Source organism: Micromonospora sp. NPDC018662, assembly GCF_044391475.1.
In the GTDB taxonomy this organism is placed as follows: Bacteria; Actinomycetota; Actinomycetes; order Mycobacteriales; family Micromonosporaceae; genus Micromonospora.
In genome coordinates this window covers 236,056-249,428 of the sequence record NZ_JBISAC010000004.1, presented here as the reverse complement: position 1 = coordinate 249,428, position 13,373 = coordinate 236,056, and the positions used below count along the sequence as shown (strand labels likewise).

Here is a 13,373-nt window from a genome sequence, read left to right as displayed (position 1 = left end):
GCGGCCTCGACAGCCGTCCCGCCGGGCCGTCGCCGTCAGCGACCCCGGGTGGCCCGGCAGATCTCCACCGGCTGCGCCGGCGCGCCGTCGACCGGCGCCGGGTCCTCCGGCGTGGCGGCGATGCCGCCGGCCGCGATCCGGTCCAGCGTGGCCAGCCCGGCCGCGTCGACCCGGCCGAAGACGGTGTAGTTGGGGCGCAGCGCCGAGTCGGCCTGGACCAGGAAGAACTGGCTGCCGTTGGTGTCCGGGCCGGCGTTGGCCATGGCCAGCGTGCCGCGGGCGTAGAGGCGGCGCACGCCGGTCGGGTCGGTCGGCGCGGGCGGCAGGTCGGTGGGGAGCTCGTCGCGGTACCGGTAGCCCGGGCCACCCTCGCCGGTGCCGGACGGGTCACCGCACTGGAGCACCGTCAGCGTCGGGTACGCGGTGAGCCGGTGGCAGGGCGTCCGGTCGTAGAACTTGTGCCGGGCCAGGTGCAGGAAGCTCTGCACGGTGCACGGCGCCTGCTCACGGTCGAGGGTCAGCCCGATCGGCCCCTGGTTGGTGCGCAGCGTGACCCGTACCGTGCCGCGGTCCGGCGTGCGGCGCGGGTCCGGCGGCAGCGGCACCGGCCGGGCCGCCGGCTCGTCCGGCGTCGGCGTGTACGCGCACGGCCCCTTGGTCGGTGCGGGGTCGGCGGCCGGCGCGGCGGTCGCGGCGACACCGGCGGTGGCGACCAGCGCGGCGGCGGTCACCGTCACCCCGGCGAAGCGGGCCAGCAGCGATGAGGCGGCGTGCGGTCGGGTTTCGCTCGACACGTGGGTCCTCCCTGGACTCGTGGTACCAGAACGACCGGAGTCTATGGACCCGGTGACCCGGTGTCGACGAAAGTCGGTTGCCGGGCGTGGCGGGGTCCGGGAGGGTGAGCGTTCGTGCCCGCCACCGTCTCCGTCTTCTCCTCCCCCACCAGTTGGATCGAGTCCGCCGCGATCGACCAGTGCCACCAGGTCGCCGCGCTGGACGGCATGACACACGTCGCCGCCATGCCCGACCTGCACCCCGGCAAGGGCGCCCCGATCGGCGCCGCCATGGCCTCGACAGTGCTCCACCCGTTCCTGGTCGGCTCCGACATCGGGTGCGGCATCGCGGTGTTCCCGATCGCGCTGCGCCGGGCCGTACCCGAGCGGCTCGCCGCCCGCTTTCCCGACCTGGACCGCGCGCTGCACCCGGAGCGCGACGCCGACGATCCGGCCTGGTCGGTGCTGACCGGCGACGTGCCGGCCGGCCACCTCGACGGCCTCGGCACGGTCGGGCGCGGCAACCACTTCGTCGAGCTGGCCCGCGTCGGCGCGCTCGACGCACCGGAGCACGCCGAGCGGCTCGGGCTGGCCACCGGCGACCTGGTGCTGGTGGTGCACTCCGGGTCGCGCGGGCTGGGCGAACGGATCCTGCGCGACCACACCGAGGTGCACGGCGCCGGCCCCGCCCCCGACCCGGACGCCTACCTGGCCCGGCACGACGACGCCGTCCGGTGGGGCTCGCTCAACCGGCGGCTGCTGGCCGCCCGGGTCGCGTACGCGCTGGGCGCCGAGCCCACCGAACCGGTCGTCGACCAGTGCCACAACCTGGTCGAACGCCGCGACGGGCACTACCTGCACCGCAAGGGCGCGGCGCCGGGCGACGGCCGGGACGTGCTGGTCGCCGGCACCCGGGGCACCCCGTCCTACCTGGTGGCCGCGCACGCCGGCGCGGACGCCAACCACTCGGTGGCGCACGGCGCCGGCCGGAAGATGTCCCGCGCCGACGCGCTGCGCCGGGGCAAGGCGAAGCACACCGTCGAGGAGCTGCGCCGTACGCCGGTCGGCTCGGTCGTGGTGTGCGGCGACCGGCAGTTGCTGTTCGAGGAGGCACCCACCGCCTACAAGCGGATCGAGCAGGTCGTCGGCGACCTGGTGGCGCACGGCCTGGCCACCCCGGTCACCACCACGGTGCCGCTGGTCACCTACAAGACCCCGGACGTCGCGCCGGGTCGCCGCCGGGGGCGACGGTGACGGACCTCCTGCTGTCCGCCGGGCGCGGCCCGCAGGAGTGCGCGTGGGCGCTGGCCCGGCTGCTGTCCCGCCTGGAGGCCGACGCCGCCCGGCACCGTCTGGGCACGGCCCGGGTCGAGACCGTGCCGGGTGACCGGCCGGGCACCTGGCGGTCGGTGCTGGTGCGGATCTCCGGCGCCGGGGCGGAGGCGTTCGCCGCCGGCTGGACCGGCACGCTCTGCTGGCAGGCGCCGAGCCCCTACCGGCCGGGCCACGGGCGCAAGAACTGGTACGTCACCGCCCGCCCGCACCGGGCCGAGGTGGTGGTCACCCCGTTCCACGAGGCGGACGTCGAGTTCGTGCCCTGTCGCACCGGCGGGCCCGGCGGTCAGCACCGGAACAAGGCCAGCACCGCAGTCCGGGCCACCCACCGCCCGTCCGGGCACGTCGTGGTGGTGGACACCGAACGGCACCTGCACCTCAACCGCCGGATCGCGGTCGAGCTGCTGCGCCGGCGGGTCACCGAGGACGACGACGCCGCCCGGCGCGAGGGCGCGACGGCCCGCTGGCGCATCCACGACGACCTGGTGCGCGGCGACCCGGTACGGGTGGAACGGCCGTGACCCGGGTGTTCCTGCGGCCGGACGACGTCCGCGACCTGGTGCGCGACCGGCTGGGCACCGACCGACGGGTAACCGCGTTGGACCGGCTCACCGGCGGGACGAAGAAGGGCGTGTACCGGGTCGGGCTCGACGACGGGTCATCTGTGATCCTCTACGTCTGGTCACCGACGGAGAACTACTGGCCCGTGTCGGCGTCGGTTCCGGACGATCCCTTCGCCGACGCGTCGGGCATGGTCCTGTTCGTCACCAACCATGCCGCGCTCACCGCCGCCGGGGTACGCGTGCCGCATCTGTTCGCGGTGGACCGCGCTGGCCGACACCTTGACGACGACCTCGCGCTGGTCGAGGATGCCGGTGGGGTGACGCTCGAGGACCTACTGGACCGGGATCCGGGCCGGGCCGCCGAGCCGCTGGCCCGACTCGGCGACGCGCTGCGGCGGATGCACACCACGTTCGGCCCCCGTTACGGCCAGCTCACCGATGCCTGGTCGGGCGCGACCGGAGCGCGGGCCGCCGAGGACGTGATCCTGGACCGCGCGCTCGGGCACCTGGACGGGGCCACCGCCCGTGATCCCCGGCCGGCCGCCGCCCGCGACCGGATCGCCGCCCACCTACGGCGGCTGCGGGACCGGGTGACGCCCCGCCGGGCGTACGCGCTGGTGCACGGCGAACTCGGCCCGGACCACGTCCTCGTCACGCCGGCCGGTGAGCCGGTGATGATCGATTTCGAGGGTCTGACCTGGTTCGACGTCGAGTGGGAGCACGCCTGGCTCCGGCTGCGCTTCGGCGCGGCGTACCCGGCGCTGCGGCCGGTCCCGCTGGACGCGGATCGGCTGGAGTTCTACCGGTACGCGCAGGTGCTGTCGCTGATAGACGGACCGCTGCGGATCGCCGAGGGTGACTTCCCGGACCGGCGGTGGATGCTCAACCTGGCCGAGCGGAACATCGCCGAAGCGCTCGCCGCGCTGTGAGCCCGGTCGCCGACGCGGCCCGCAGCAGCCGCCTCCCGCCCCCGGCTCGCGTCAGGTACCCCACCTCCGCTGCCGTGATCATGAGGTTGACGGCGGCGTTGATCTCCGTTGATGGCGCCAACTTCATGATCGCCCCTGCTGCCACTCCTCGTCCGCCCGTCGGCGTCCTCTCAGACGCGATCAAGGAGTTTGCGTCGGAGTCGATCTCCGCGGTGACGCGAACTCCTTGATCACCCGCCCTCGTGAGGGCTGCGCAGCGGGTCGTACGGCGGCCGGGTGGAACGCCATGGGTGTCTACCGCGCACTGACACACCCATGCCGTTCCACCCACGGGCAGGATGGGGCCCGGGTGGAACGCCATGGGTCTCTGGCGTCCGGACGCATCCATGGTGGTCTCGAGCGGTGGGGACGCAGGCCCGGCACAGATCGGCGAGCGGGCCACGAACGGCGGTGGGAGCGGGGTCGGATACGGTGGGCGCGGCCAGGAAGGGGGGTCGGATGCGACTGCACGTCGGGTGTGCCATGTGGACGCACCGGGCCTGGCCGGGGCGGTCCCTGCCGGCCCACGAGCGGCTGCGGGCGTACGCCGGCTGGTGCGACGCGGTCGAGGGCAACACCACGTTCTACGCGACCCCGACCCGGGAGACGGTGGTGTCCTGGGCGGAGCAGACCGACCCGGACTTCGTCTTCCTGCCGAAGTTGCCGAAGGCGGTCACGCACGAGCGCCGGCTCACCGGCGGAGAGGCCGAGCTGCGGGCGTTCCTGGACGCGATGGAACCGCTCGGGCCCCGGGCGCGCACGCTCTGGGTGCAACTGCCCGGCTCGTTCGGCCCCACCGACCTGCCCGACCTCGACCGGTTCCTGCGCACCCTGCCCACCACCCACCGGTACGCGGTCGAGGTCCGCCACCCCGCCTTCTTCGCCGAGGACGCCGCCGCCCGAGCATTGGAGGCCACACTGCGTCGCGCCGACGCGGAATGGGTCCCGTTCGACACCACCGCGTTCTTCCGGACGCCGCCGACCAGCGACGCGGAACGGGAGGCGTGGACGCGCAAGCCCCGCCTGCCGTCGCGTACCGAGGCGCTGACCGACCGTCCCGTCGTGCGTTACCTCGGCCGGGACGACCCGGCCGCGACGGTCGAGGGCTGGCAACCGTGGCTGGACGTGGTCACCGGCTGGCTGCGCGAGGGCCGCTCGCCGACCGTGTTCGTGCACACGCCGGACAACGCGGACGCCCCCGACCTGGCCCGCCGGTTCCACGACCAGGTCCGCGCCCGCCTGCCCGAGCTGGCGCCGCTGCCCGAGCCGGCACCGGTCGGCCCGGCGACCCTGTTCTGACGCTGGTGCTCAAGGCGTCACGGGTTCATCTGGTGGTAGGGACCGCCCCTCGGGCTTGTGGCGACGGGCGACGTGACTGATGCCAGTCATGGCGGCAGCGATCATCGTGATGAGGATTGCCAGTGGTAGCGGCTGACCGTCGAAGTGCCGCATCGTCGTATTGGCGAGCAGCGGGTCGGGGATGAGCCATCCGGCGATGAAACCGGTGAGCCCGACGCCGAGGACGACGGCGGGCCGGTGGCGGCGGACCGCGATGGCGGCTCCGACAGCGGCGCCGGCGGCGGCGAGGATCCCGAGGACCGTCGGCACGGCGCCGGGAACGTAGACGCCGTGCCGTCCCCATTCTCCGGTGCCTTTCCAGGCGAGGATCCCGAGTGGGACGAGGGCCCACCAGAACAGGCGCGGCCGGGGCACGGTCCACCGCTCGCGGCAGGCGATCGCGAGCAGGACGAAGATCAGGACCGGTGGGGCGTACGCGAGGAGTTGTTGGCCGGGGTTGATTCCCATGCCGGCACCGCTGAGCACGTCGACGGCGAACCGACCGACGTTGACCACCAGGAAGATCGCCTGCAGGGTGAGGGCGGTCCGGGCCGCGCCGCACAGCCAGGCGATCAGCGGTGCGAGGGGCAACAGGCCGACAACGACTGTCTGCGGCCAGCCGGCGATGATGTCGGGCATGTCGGTGGCGAGGACGGCGCCGGTGAACAGGTCCAGGGTCTGACCGGCGGGCTGGGTGCCGACGGCGACGAGCAGGGCACTGAGTCCGGTGGTGAGGGCCGCGGTGGTGACGGGTGTCGTGAGTCGCAGCCGGATCGCCAGGGCGACGATGTTCAGTGTCTCGTGCCAGCTCGGGTGTCGGCGGCCGTGGTCGAGGTCCAGCAGCAGTCCGAGCAGTTCCTCGCCGCGGGCGTGGCGGTGCGTGGCCGGCAGTAGGCGCAGCAGCCACCGATATCGTCGTTCCAGCGGGCTCATACCCGGCTTCATCCGCTGGTCCCGAGGCGCGGGGTGTTGCGGGCGGCCCGCTTTTTGAGGCGCTCCTCGGCGAGCCGGACCGCGGTGGCCATCCGCCGGCTCTCCGCACGGATGGCGTCTGCCCCCGCGTCGGTCAGTTTGTAGAAGCGGCGCAGCCGGCCCTTCTCCACCTCGTCGTGATCGGGGGCGATGAGCCCTTGGGTGACGAGGCGGTCGAGGGCCCCGTAGAGGGTGCCGGCACGTAACCGGATCCGGCCGTCGGTCATCTCGTCGACCTCTGTCACCAAGGCGTAGCCGTGACGGGGCTGGTCGGCGAGGGCGGAGAGGATCAGGAACGTCTGCTCACTGATATCCATGCACTATATATATCGCACCGCGATATATATAGCAACGGTGCGGGTGGGGCGGCGCACCTTCGTCGCCCCCGAAGCCGATGTCGGCGGTTCAGGCCGGCGTGAGCGGCAGCAGCACGGTGAACCGGGTGTCGCCGGGCTCCGACTGGACCCGGATGTCGCCGTGGTGCTTGTTGACCACGATCCGGTACGAGATGTCCAGCCCGAGCCCGGTGCCCTCGCCGACCGCCTTGGTGGTGAAGAACGGCTCGAAGATGCGTGGCCGGACCGCCGGCGGGATGCCCGGACCGGTGTCGCGGATCTCGACTGTCAACCGGTCGTCGGTGCAGCCGGTGCGGACGGTCAGCGTCCCGTCGCCGGCCATCGCGCCCAGCGCGTTGTCGATCAGGTTGGTCCAGACCTGGTTGAGTTCGGCCGCGTACGCCGACACCGTCGGCAGGCTCCGGTCGTACTCCCGGACGACTCGCACGCCGGCCGGGATCTTCGCCTGGAGCATGACCAGCGTGGCGTCGAGCAGCTCGTGCACGTCCACCGTCTGGTAGGGCGTCCGGTCCAACTGGGAATACTGCTTCGCGGCGCCGACCAGCCCGGAGACCCGGGTGACCGCGTCGTCGATCTCGCCCATGAGCAGCTCGGTGTCGATGGTGTAGGTGATCCAGTGCACGGCCGACTCCAGGTCGTCGCCGCCGACCGCGGCGTCGACCTGGGCCAGCCAGCCGGTGTCGAGCCCGCCGGCCACCAGCGTCGGCGCCAGCTCCCAGGCCCCCCGTACGCCGTGCTCGTCGAGCCAGTCGGCCAGCTCGTCCTCGGCGTCGCTGGCCGCCAGCGGCGACAGCGTGGGCGCGGCGGCGGCCCGCTTCACGGCCTCCTCCTGCAACGCGACGAGGTCGTGCAGGCGCCGACCGTCGAGTCGGCCGTCGGCGATCATGGCGAGCTTGTGCCGCATCTTCGCCACCCGGCCGCGCAGCGCCGAGGTGGCCCGCACCGCCGCCGCCGCCGGATTGTTCAGCTCGTGGGTGAGCCCGGCGGAGAGCGCGCCCAGCGCCAGCAGCCGTTCCCGCTCACCGACGATGGTCTGCGTGTTGCGCATCCCGACGAACAGCCCCTCCAGCAGGTGGGTGGCCATCGGGAACCAGCCGCGCATGGCGTCCGCGATGATCGCCGCGGGCAGCGCGAACACCGCGCAGTCGGTGACCGCGCGCAGGCTGTTGCGGTAGCGCTGCTCGGCCGGGTCACCGATGTACGCCTGCATGGCGCCGCCGTAGACGCCGCGCTGGCTGGTGCGGCTCACCTCCAGCTCGTCGCCCTGCACCCGCTGGTGCATCGCCACGGTGCCGTCCAGCAGCACGTAGAAGCAGCTCGCCGGCTCGCCCTCGACGTAGACCGCCTCGCCGGCGCGGCGCCGCTCCACCCGGCCGTGCTCGGCCAGGTGGGCGAGCTGCTCCGGGGTGAGCGACTCGAACAGGAAGAGCCCGCGCAGCTCGTCGGTCGTGAGCCGGTCCGTGGTCATTGCGCCTCCAGGTATCGGTGCACCAGCGAGACCGCCATCGCGCCCTCGCCCACCGCCGAGGCGACCCGCTTCACCGAGTCGGCCCGCACGTCCCCGGCGGCGAACACGCCCGGCATGCTGGACTCCAGGTGGTACGGGTCGCGCGGCAGGGACCAGCCGGCCGGCCGGTGGCCGCCCCGGGTCAGGTCCGGCCCGGTCAGCACGAAGCCCCGGCGGTCCCGGACCACCGCGCCGTCGAGCCAGTCGGTGTGCGGCTCGGCGCCGATGAAGACGAACAGCCACGAGGTGTCGACGTCGCGCGTCTGGCCGGTGCGCATGTCCCGCAGCGTCACCCGCTCCAGGTGCTCCTCCCCGGCGCCGCCGACCACCTCGGTGCACGGGTGCACCTCGATGGCGTCGATCCGGGCGATCTGGTCGATCAGGTAGCTGGACATCGACCGGGTCAGGTCGTCGCCACGGATCAACAGGTGCACCCGGCTGGCGTACCGGGAGAAGTGCACCGCGGCCTGGCCGGCCGAGTTCGCCCCGCCGACGATGTAGACGTCCTCCCCGGCGCAGCTCGGCGCCTCGCTCGCCACCGAGCCGTAGAAGCAGCCGCGACCGGTCAGCTCGGCCAGCCCGGGCGCCGGCAGCATCCGGTAGGAGACGCCGGTGGCCAGCACCACGGTGTGCGCGGCGACGCTGCTGCCGTCGCTGAACCGCAGCACCCGCGCCCCGCCCGCGTTCTCCAGCGACACCACCTCGCGCGCGCTGAGCAGCTCCGCGCCGAACCGCAGCGCCTGGCGGCGGGCCCGATCGGTGAGCTGGGCGCCGGAGACGCCGTCCGGGAACCCGAGGTAGTTCTCGATCCGGCTGCTCTGCCCGGCCTGCCCGCCGGTCGCCCGCCGCTCGATCAGCACGGTCCGCAGCCCCTCCGAGGCGCCGTAGACCGCCGCGCCCAGCCCGGCCGGGCCGGCGCCGACCACCACCAGGTCGTAGAACTCGGCGGCCGGCGTGGTGGCGAGGCCCACCTGCGCGGCCAGGTCGGCCGTCGTCGGCCGCACCAGCGACGTGCCGTCCGCGGTCACCACCAGGGGTACGTCGTCAGCGGTCACGCCCGCGGCGCTGAGCAGCCCGGCGCCCTCCGGCTCGTCGGCGAGCACCCAGCGGAACGGCACCAGGTTGCGGGCCAGGAAGTCGCGCGCCGTGAACGACGGCGCCGACCAGCGGTGCCCGACCACCCGCAGCTCGGGCGTGGCGGTGGCGCCCTCGGCGGTCCACGCCGCCAGGAGCTGGTCCAGCACCGGGTAGAGCTTCTCCTCCGGCGGGTGCCACGGCTTGAGCAGGTAGTGGTCGAGGTCGACCACGTTGATCGCGTTGATCGCGGCGTCGGTGTCGGCGTACGCGGTGAGCAGGACCCGGCGCGCGGCGGGGAACAGGTCCATCGCCGCCTCGAGGAACTCGATGCCGTTCATCTGCGGCATCCGGTAGTCGGCGAGCAGCACCGCCACCTGCTCGCCACGCAGCTTCAGCTCACGCAGCGCGTCCAGCGCCGCCTCGGCGGAGTCGGCCCGCACCACCCGGTAGCGGTCGCCGTAGCGGCGCCGGATGTCCCGGGCGACCGCCCGGGAGACGGCCGGGTCGTCGTCGACGGTGAGGATCGCGGGGTTGGGCATGCCGCCCATCCAAGCACTGTCGCCTGCCCACCCGCACCACCCGGTCTTCTAGGCTGGGACGGCGGAGCAGGCCGGAGGGCCGGAGAAGGGGACGACATGAGCCAGACCGAGCAGAACGCGGACGAGTGGAACGTGGCCGAGGACGACGGCGTGCTGGACGCCTCGGACACGCTCGACTCCGGTGGTGACCCGCTCGACACCGGGATCGCCGCCGCCGACCACTGGACGGCGGCGAACCGGTTCGGCACCACGGCCGCCGAGGAGCGGGCCGGCGACTCGCTCGCGCACCTGCTCGCGCAGGAGGAGCCGGACGTCGACCCGTACGCCGAGCCGGCCGACGACGAGGACGAACTGACCCGCCGCGGTTACCAGCGGGAGGCGCGGTCGGGCCGCCTGGTCGCCGACGACGAGGGCTTCCGGGAGGACGAGCAGGCCGACTCGGTCGCCTGGGACGTCGGCATCGACGGCGGTGCGGCCAGCGCCGAGGAGGCCGCGGTGCACGTCGTCGACGACCCGTTCGGTGCGGGCGACGGCCCGTTGCGCTGACGCCCTGGCCTCACCGCCGGCCCGGATCGGGACGCCGACCCCGGGTCGACACGAACTGGTACGACATCGCCGCGAACCCGGGGTCGCGCAGCAGCCGGCGGAACGCGTCGAGCTGGCCCGGCGACAGCCCGGCGTCGAGCAGTTCGGGTTGGAGCTGGCGCGAGTTCGTGCCGTACAGCGAGATGCCGAGCGAGCCGCCCGCCCAGCTCTGCGCGTGGGTGACCGTGTCGACGTCGCGCAGGCCGGCGGCGGCCAGCTCGGCGTGCACGTCCTGCGCCCAGGCCAGGTCCGCGCCGTGGCTCTGCAGGATGCCCAGCATCGCGTCGGTGACCTGGGCGAACAGCTTCGCCGCGTCGTCGCTCGGTGCGGTCAGCACCCGCAGCGGCGCGGTGCAGTCGAACTCCTCGACCACCAGCCAGCCGCCCGGGGCCAGCGCGCCGGCCAGCGTACGCAGCACCCGGCGCCGCTCGGGCAGGTGGAGCAGCACCAGCCGGGCGTGGATCACGTCGAACCCGTCCCCCGGCGGCGGCTCCCGGCGCACGTCGTGCCGGCGGACGTCGAGGTTGCCGGCCGGCCGCAGATGCGTCAGGTCGAGGTCGGTGGCGAGCACCCGGCCGGCCGGGCCGACGGCGGCGGCCATCGCGCGGGCCACCGAGCCGCCGCCGGCGCCGACCTCCCAGCACCGGGCGCCGGGGGCGAGCAGCGGCGCGGCGAGCCGGCCGGTGGTGATCGGGTCGAGGAAGGCTTCGAGCGCGTGCAGTTGGGGCACCGCGTCGGCGGCGCCGGTGTCGAAGGCGTAGTCGGTAACGGGGTGGTCGGTCTCGGACACGTCGGTCGGCATCGCTCCTCATTCCTGTGGGGTCGGTCGGTTCACGGGCCCGAGGGCGTCGGGAGCCCGGGCCCGGGGCGGGGAGCCGGCGGCTCCGCGACCGCGGCGACGCTGAGCAGCGCCGCCACCGCGCCCGGGTCGGCCCGGGCCTCGTCGGCCGGCCGGTCGTAGACCACCCGGCCGTACTCCAGCACCGCGATCCGGTCGGCGACCTCGACCGCGTGCCGGATCTGCTGCTCGACCAGAAGCACGGTCAGCCCGGCGCCGGCCAGGGACCGGACCAGGTCGCGCACCCGCAGCGCCAGCTCGGGCGCGAGCCCCTCGCACGGCTCGTCGAGCAGCAACACCCGGGGCTGGCCGAGCAACGCCCGGGCGATCGCCAGCATCTGCTGCTCCCCGCCGGAGAGCTGGTCGCCGCGGTGCCGCAGCCGGTCGGCGAGCCGGGGCAGCAGTTCCAGCACCCGGGCGACCGTCCAGCCCTCGCCGCCCGGCGTCGCCGCCCGCCACGGCGCGGCGGCCAGGACCAGGTGCTCGGCGACGGTCAGCCGGGAGAAGACCCGCCGGCCCTGCGGCACCAGCCCCACCCCGGCGCGGGCGATCCGGTGCGGCTGCCGGCCGGCGACCGGCACGCCGCCGATCTCGATCCGCCCGGCGTGCGGCCGGACCAGGCCGGCCACGCAGTGCACCAGCGTGCTCTTGCCGGCGCCGTTGCGCCCCACCACCACCTGCACCGTGCCGGGCCGCACGTCGAGGCTCACCTCGTGCAGCACGGTGCCACCGGCGTAGCCGGCACAGAGCCGGTCGATGCGCAGCATCACGTCACTCCCTCCGCGTACGCGTCCCGGACCGGGCCGGACGCGCGGACCTCGGCGGGCGACCCGGTGGCGAGCGTCCGGCCGTCGCGCAGCACGGTCACCGTGTCGCAGAGCGCGTAGACCAGGTCCAGCCGGTGCTCGACCAGCAGCACCGCGACCGCGCGGGGCAACTCGCGCAGGAACTCCGCCAGCCAGCCGACCTCCACCGCGGACAGTCCGGCGGCCGGCTCGTCGAGCAGCAGCAGCCGGGGCCGCCCGGCCAGCGCCACGGCGATCTCCAGTTGCCGGCGCTGCCCGTGGGCGAACTGGCCGGCGGGCGTCGCGGCGAGGTCGCCGAGGCCCACCCGGTCCAGCAGCGCGTCAGCGGTGCGGCCGGCCGCCCGGCACCGCGCCGACGGGTGCCACCGGCCGGCACGCCGGGCCCGGGGCAGCGCGGCGACCAGCACGTTCTCCCGGGCGGTGAGCGAGCCCCAGACGGCGGGACGCTGGTGGATCCGGCCGACGCCGCGCCGGGCCCGGGCGGCCGGCCCGAGCCCTGTGACGTCGTGCCCGCCCAGCCGGATCCGGCCGGCGGTCGGCCGGGTGGCGCCGGCCACCACGTCGAGCAGCGTGGTCTTGCCCGCGCCGTTCGGCCCGATCAACGCGTGCCGCTGGCCGAGTGGGATCCGCAGGTCGACGCCGTCCAGCGCGGCCAACGACCCGTAGCGCACGGTGACCGCCTCGGCGGTGAGCAGCGGCGTCATGCGCGTACCCCGGTCACGGCGGAGGGCCGGCGGGCGTCGGCGGGGCGCGCGTCGCCCGGGGCGGACGGCGGCCCGCCCCGGCCGGCCCGTCGGGTACGCCGGGCGGTGGGCAGCAGGTGCGCGGCGACGACGAAGGCCACGCCCAGCACCAGCGGCGCCTGGCCGGGCAACGCGCCGAACAGCCAGTCCCGGGCGGCGACCACGAGCACGGCGCCGACCAGCGCGCCACCGACCGAGGCGGTGCCGCCGACGACCACGCCGAGCAGCAGCAGCGCGGACGTGTCGAACCCGAAGTCGGCCGGCGAGACGTACTGCTGCGCGGTGACCAGCAGCGAGCCGGCGGCGCCGGCGATCGCGCCGGCGGCGACGTGGACGCCGGCCACCTGTGCCGGCACCCGGTGCCCGCTGGCCCGCAGCCGCGCCTCGTCGTCCCGGCCGGCCCGCAGCAGCAGCCCGACCCGGCTCCGCAGCACCAACAGCACCAGCCCGGCCAGCACCGCCACCACCACCAGCGTGTAGAGGTAACGGGCGCGGTCGGTGGCCAGCACCGGCAACCCCCACAGGGGCCGGGTCGGGGCGATGCCGGCGAGACCGTCCGTGCCGCCGGTCACCGAGGTCCACCGGCCGGCGAGGATCACCGCCAGCTCGCCGATCGCCAGCGTGATCATCAGGAGCACCACCCCGCGCGCCGGGAGCACCAGCGGCAGCGCCGCCACGGCCAGCGCCGCGCCCGCCCCGGCCGCGACCAGCAGGTGCACCGGCCCGACGTCGGAGAGTTGGCCGCCGGCCACCGCGCCGGCGTACGCGCCGGCGGCGTAGGGCGCGGTCTGGCCGAGCGTGGGGAGCCCGGCGACGCCGGTCAGCAGCGCGACGCTCACCGCGACCAGCCCCAGCGCCAGCGTGCGGGCCAGCAACGCCACCGTGTAGTCGTCCACCGCCCAGGGCGCGGCGACCAGGCCGGCCAGCACCGCCGCGGCGACGGCCGTCCGCAGTACCCGCACGGCCCGCTCCC

The 13,373-nt window shown here is 74.9% G+C and carries 14 protein-coding genes; 5 read left to right on the top strand and 9 right to left on the bottom strand.

Features of this window, described 5'->3' with window-relative positions; genetic code table 11:
- Positions 1-35: 35 nt before the first annotated feature.
- Positions 36-794 (bottom strand): peptidylprolyl isomerase, encoded by a 759-nt coding sequence (locus ACH495_RS14690; RefSeq protein ID WP_396858235.1) that lies wholly within the window; start codon positions 792-794, stop codon positions 36-38.
- Between the two features lie 114 nt (positions 795-908).
- Here ACH495_RS14690 and ACH495_RS14685 point away from each other — a divergent pair, with 114 nt between their 5' ends.
- The 4 genes from ACH495_RS14685 to ACH495_RS14670 all read left to right on the top strand — a co-directional run bounded on the left by ACH495_RS14685 (position 909) and on the right by ACH495_RS14670 (position 4,938).
- Positions 909-2,027: an RNA ligase RtcB family protein gene (locus tag ACH495_RS14685; RefSeq protein ID WP_396858234.1), complete on the top strand. Its 1,119-nt coding sequence runs from the start codon at positions 909-911 to the stop codon at positions 2,025-2,027.
- A complete protein-coding gene (prfH, locus tag ACH495_RS14680; RefSeq protein ID WP_396858233.1) occupies positions 2,024-2,629 on the top strand; it encodes a peptide chain release factor H in 606 nt (201 codons plus the stop codon). Before ACH495_RS14685 ends, prfH begins: the two co-directional genes overlap by 4 nt.
- The gene (locus ACH495_RS14675; RefSeq protein WP_396858232.1) at positions 2,626-3,600 is read left to right on the top strand and encodes a phosphotransferase family protein; all 975 of its coding nucleotides are present in this window, start codon (positions 2,626-2,628) and stop codon (positions 3,598-3,600) included. Before prfH ends, ACH495_RS14675 begins: the two co-directional genes overlap by 4 nt.
- A 522-nt stretch (positions 3,601-4,122) precedes the next feature.
- Positions 4,123-4,938 carry a DUF72 domain-containing protein gene (locus ACH495_RS14670; RefSeq protein WP_396858570.1) on the top strand — a complete coding sequence of 272 codons (816 nt, stop codon included), beginning with the start codon at positions 4,123-4,125 and terminating at the stop codon, positions 4,936-4,938.
- 9 nt (positions 4,939-4,947) lie between these two features.
- Here the strand turns inward: ACH495_RS14670 and ACH495_RS14665 are convergent, their stop codons facing one another.
- The 4 genes from ACH495_RS14665 to ACH495_RS14650 form a co-directional block, all read right to left on the bottom strand.
- Positions 4,948-5,922 (bottom strand): hypothetical protein, encoded by a 975-nt coding sequence (locus ACH495_RS14665; RefSeq protein WP_396858231.1) that lies wholly within the window; start codon positions 5,920-5,922, stop codon positions 4,948-4,950.
- Complete coding sequence (locus ACH495_RS14660) at positions 5,919-6,266, bottom strand: PadR family transcriptional regulator (protein ID WP_396858230.1); 348 nt, start codon at positions 6,264-6,266, stop codon at positions 5,919-5,921. Before ACH495_RS14660 ends, ACH495_RS14665 begins: the two co-directional genes overlap by 4 nt.
- An 88-nt stretch (positions 6,267-6,354) precedes the next feature.
- Positions 6,355-7,773: an ATP-binding protein gene (locus tag ACH495_RS14655; protein WP_396858229.1), complete on the bottom strand. Its 1,419-nt coding sequence runs from the start codon at positions 7,771-7,773 to the stop codon at positions 6,355-6,357.
- Positions 7,770-9,428, bottom strand: coding sequence for an FAD-dependent oxidoreductase (locus ACH495_RS14650; protein WP_396858228.1), 1,659 nt, complete (start codon positions 9,426-9,428; stop codon positions 7,770-7,772). The genes ACH495_RS14655 and ACH495_RS14650 overlap by 4 nt, the downstream gene beginning before the upstream one ends.
- Before the next feature lie 96 nt (positions 9,429-9,524).
- On the opposite strand from ACH495_RS14650, the gene ACH495_RS14645 reads away from it, so the two are divergent.
- Positions 9,525-9,974 (top strand): DUF5709 domain-containing protein, encoded by a 450-nt coding sequence (locus ACH495_RS14645; RefSeq protein WP_396858227.1) that lies wholly within the window; start codon positions 9,525-9,527, stop codon positions 9,972-9,974.
- 10 nt (positions 9,975-9,984) lie between these two features.
- Here the strand turns inward: ACH495_RS14645 and ACH495_RS14640 are convergent, their stop codons facing one another.
- Genes ACH495_RS14640 through ACH495_RS14625 form a run of 4 tightly spaced genes read right to left on the bottom strand, consistent with a single transcriptional unit; the run spans position 9,985 to position 13,362 of the window.
- Entirely contained in the window at positions 9,985-10,815 is an 831-nt protein-coding gene (locus tag ACH495_RS14640; protein ID WP_396858226.1) for a class I SAM-dependent methyltransferase, read from the bottom strand.
- A 29-nt stretch (positions 10,816-10,844) separates the two neighbouring features.
- Positions 10,845-11,618: an ABC transporter ATP-binding protein gene (locus ACH495_RS14635; protein ID WP_396858225.1), complete on the bottom strand. Its 774-nt coding sequence runs from the start codon at positions 11,616-11,618 to the stop codon at positions 10,845-10,847.
- Positions 11,618-12,361: an ABC transporter ATP-binding protein gene (locus ACH495_RS14630; protein ID WP_396858224.1), complete on the bottom strand. Its 744-nt coding sequence runs from the start codon at positions 12,359-12,361 to the stop codon at positions 11,618-11,620. The genes ACH495_RS14635 and ACH495_RS14630 overlap by 1 nt, the downstream gene beginning before the upstream one ends.
- Positions 12,358-13,362, bottom strand: coding sequence for a branched-chain amino acid ABC transporter permease (locus ACH495_RS14625; protein WP_396858223.1), 1,005 nt, complete (start codon positions 13,360-13,362; stop codon positions 12,358-12,360). The genes ACH495_RS14630 and ACH495_RS14625 overlap by 4 nt, the downstream gene beginning before the upstream one ends.
- Between the last annotated feature and the right edge of the window lie 11 nt (positions 13,363-13,373).

Bases quoted from the DNA above. Each gene is read 5' to 3' on its own strand.
- ACH495_RS14670 (WP_396858570.1), top strand. From the start codon at position 4,123: ATGTGGACGCACCGGGCCTGGCCGGGGCGGTCCCTGCCGGCCCACGAG.
- ACH495_RS14665 (WP_396858231.1), bottom strand. From the start codon at position 5,922: ATGAAGCCGGGTATGAGCCCGCTGGAACGACGATATCGGTGGCTGCTG.
- ACH495_RS14660 (WP_396858230.1), bottom strand. From the start codon at position 6,266: ATGGATATCAGTGAGCAGACGTTCCTGATCCTCTCCGCCCTCGCCGAC.
- ACH495_RS14655 (WP_396858229.1), bottom strand. From the start codon at position 7,773: ATGACCACGGACCGGCTCACGACCGACGAGCTGCGCGGGCTCTTCCTG.
- ACH495_RS14650 (WP_396858228.1), bottom strand. From the start codon at position 9,428: ATGCCCAACCCCGCGATCCTCACCGTCGACGACGACCCGGCCGTCTCC.
- ACH495_RS14645 (WP_396858227.1), top strand. From the start codon at position 9,525: ATGAGCCAGACCGAGCAGAACGCGGACGAGTGGAACGTGGCCGAGGAC.
- ACH495_RS14640 (WP_396858226.1), bottom strand. From the start codon at position 10,815: ATGCCGACCGACGTGTCCGAGACCGACCACCCCGTTACCGACTACGCC.
- ACH495_RS14635 (WP_396858225.1), bottom strand. From the start codon at position 11,618: ATGCTGCGCATCGACCGGCTCTGTGCCGGCTACGCCGGTGGCACCGTG.
- ACH495_RS14630 (WP_396858224.1), bottom strand. From the start codon at position 12,361: ATGACGCCGCTGCTCACCGCCGAGGCGGTCACCGTGCGCTACGGGTCG.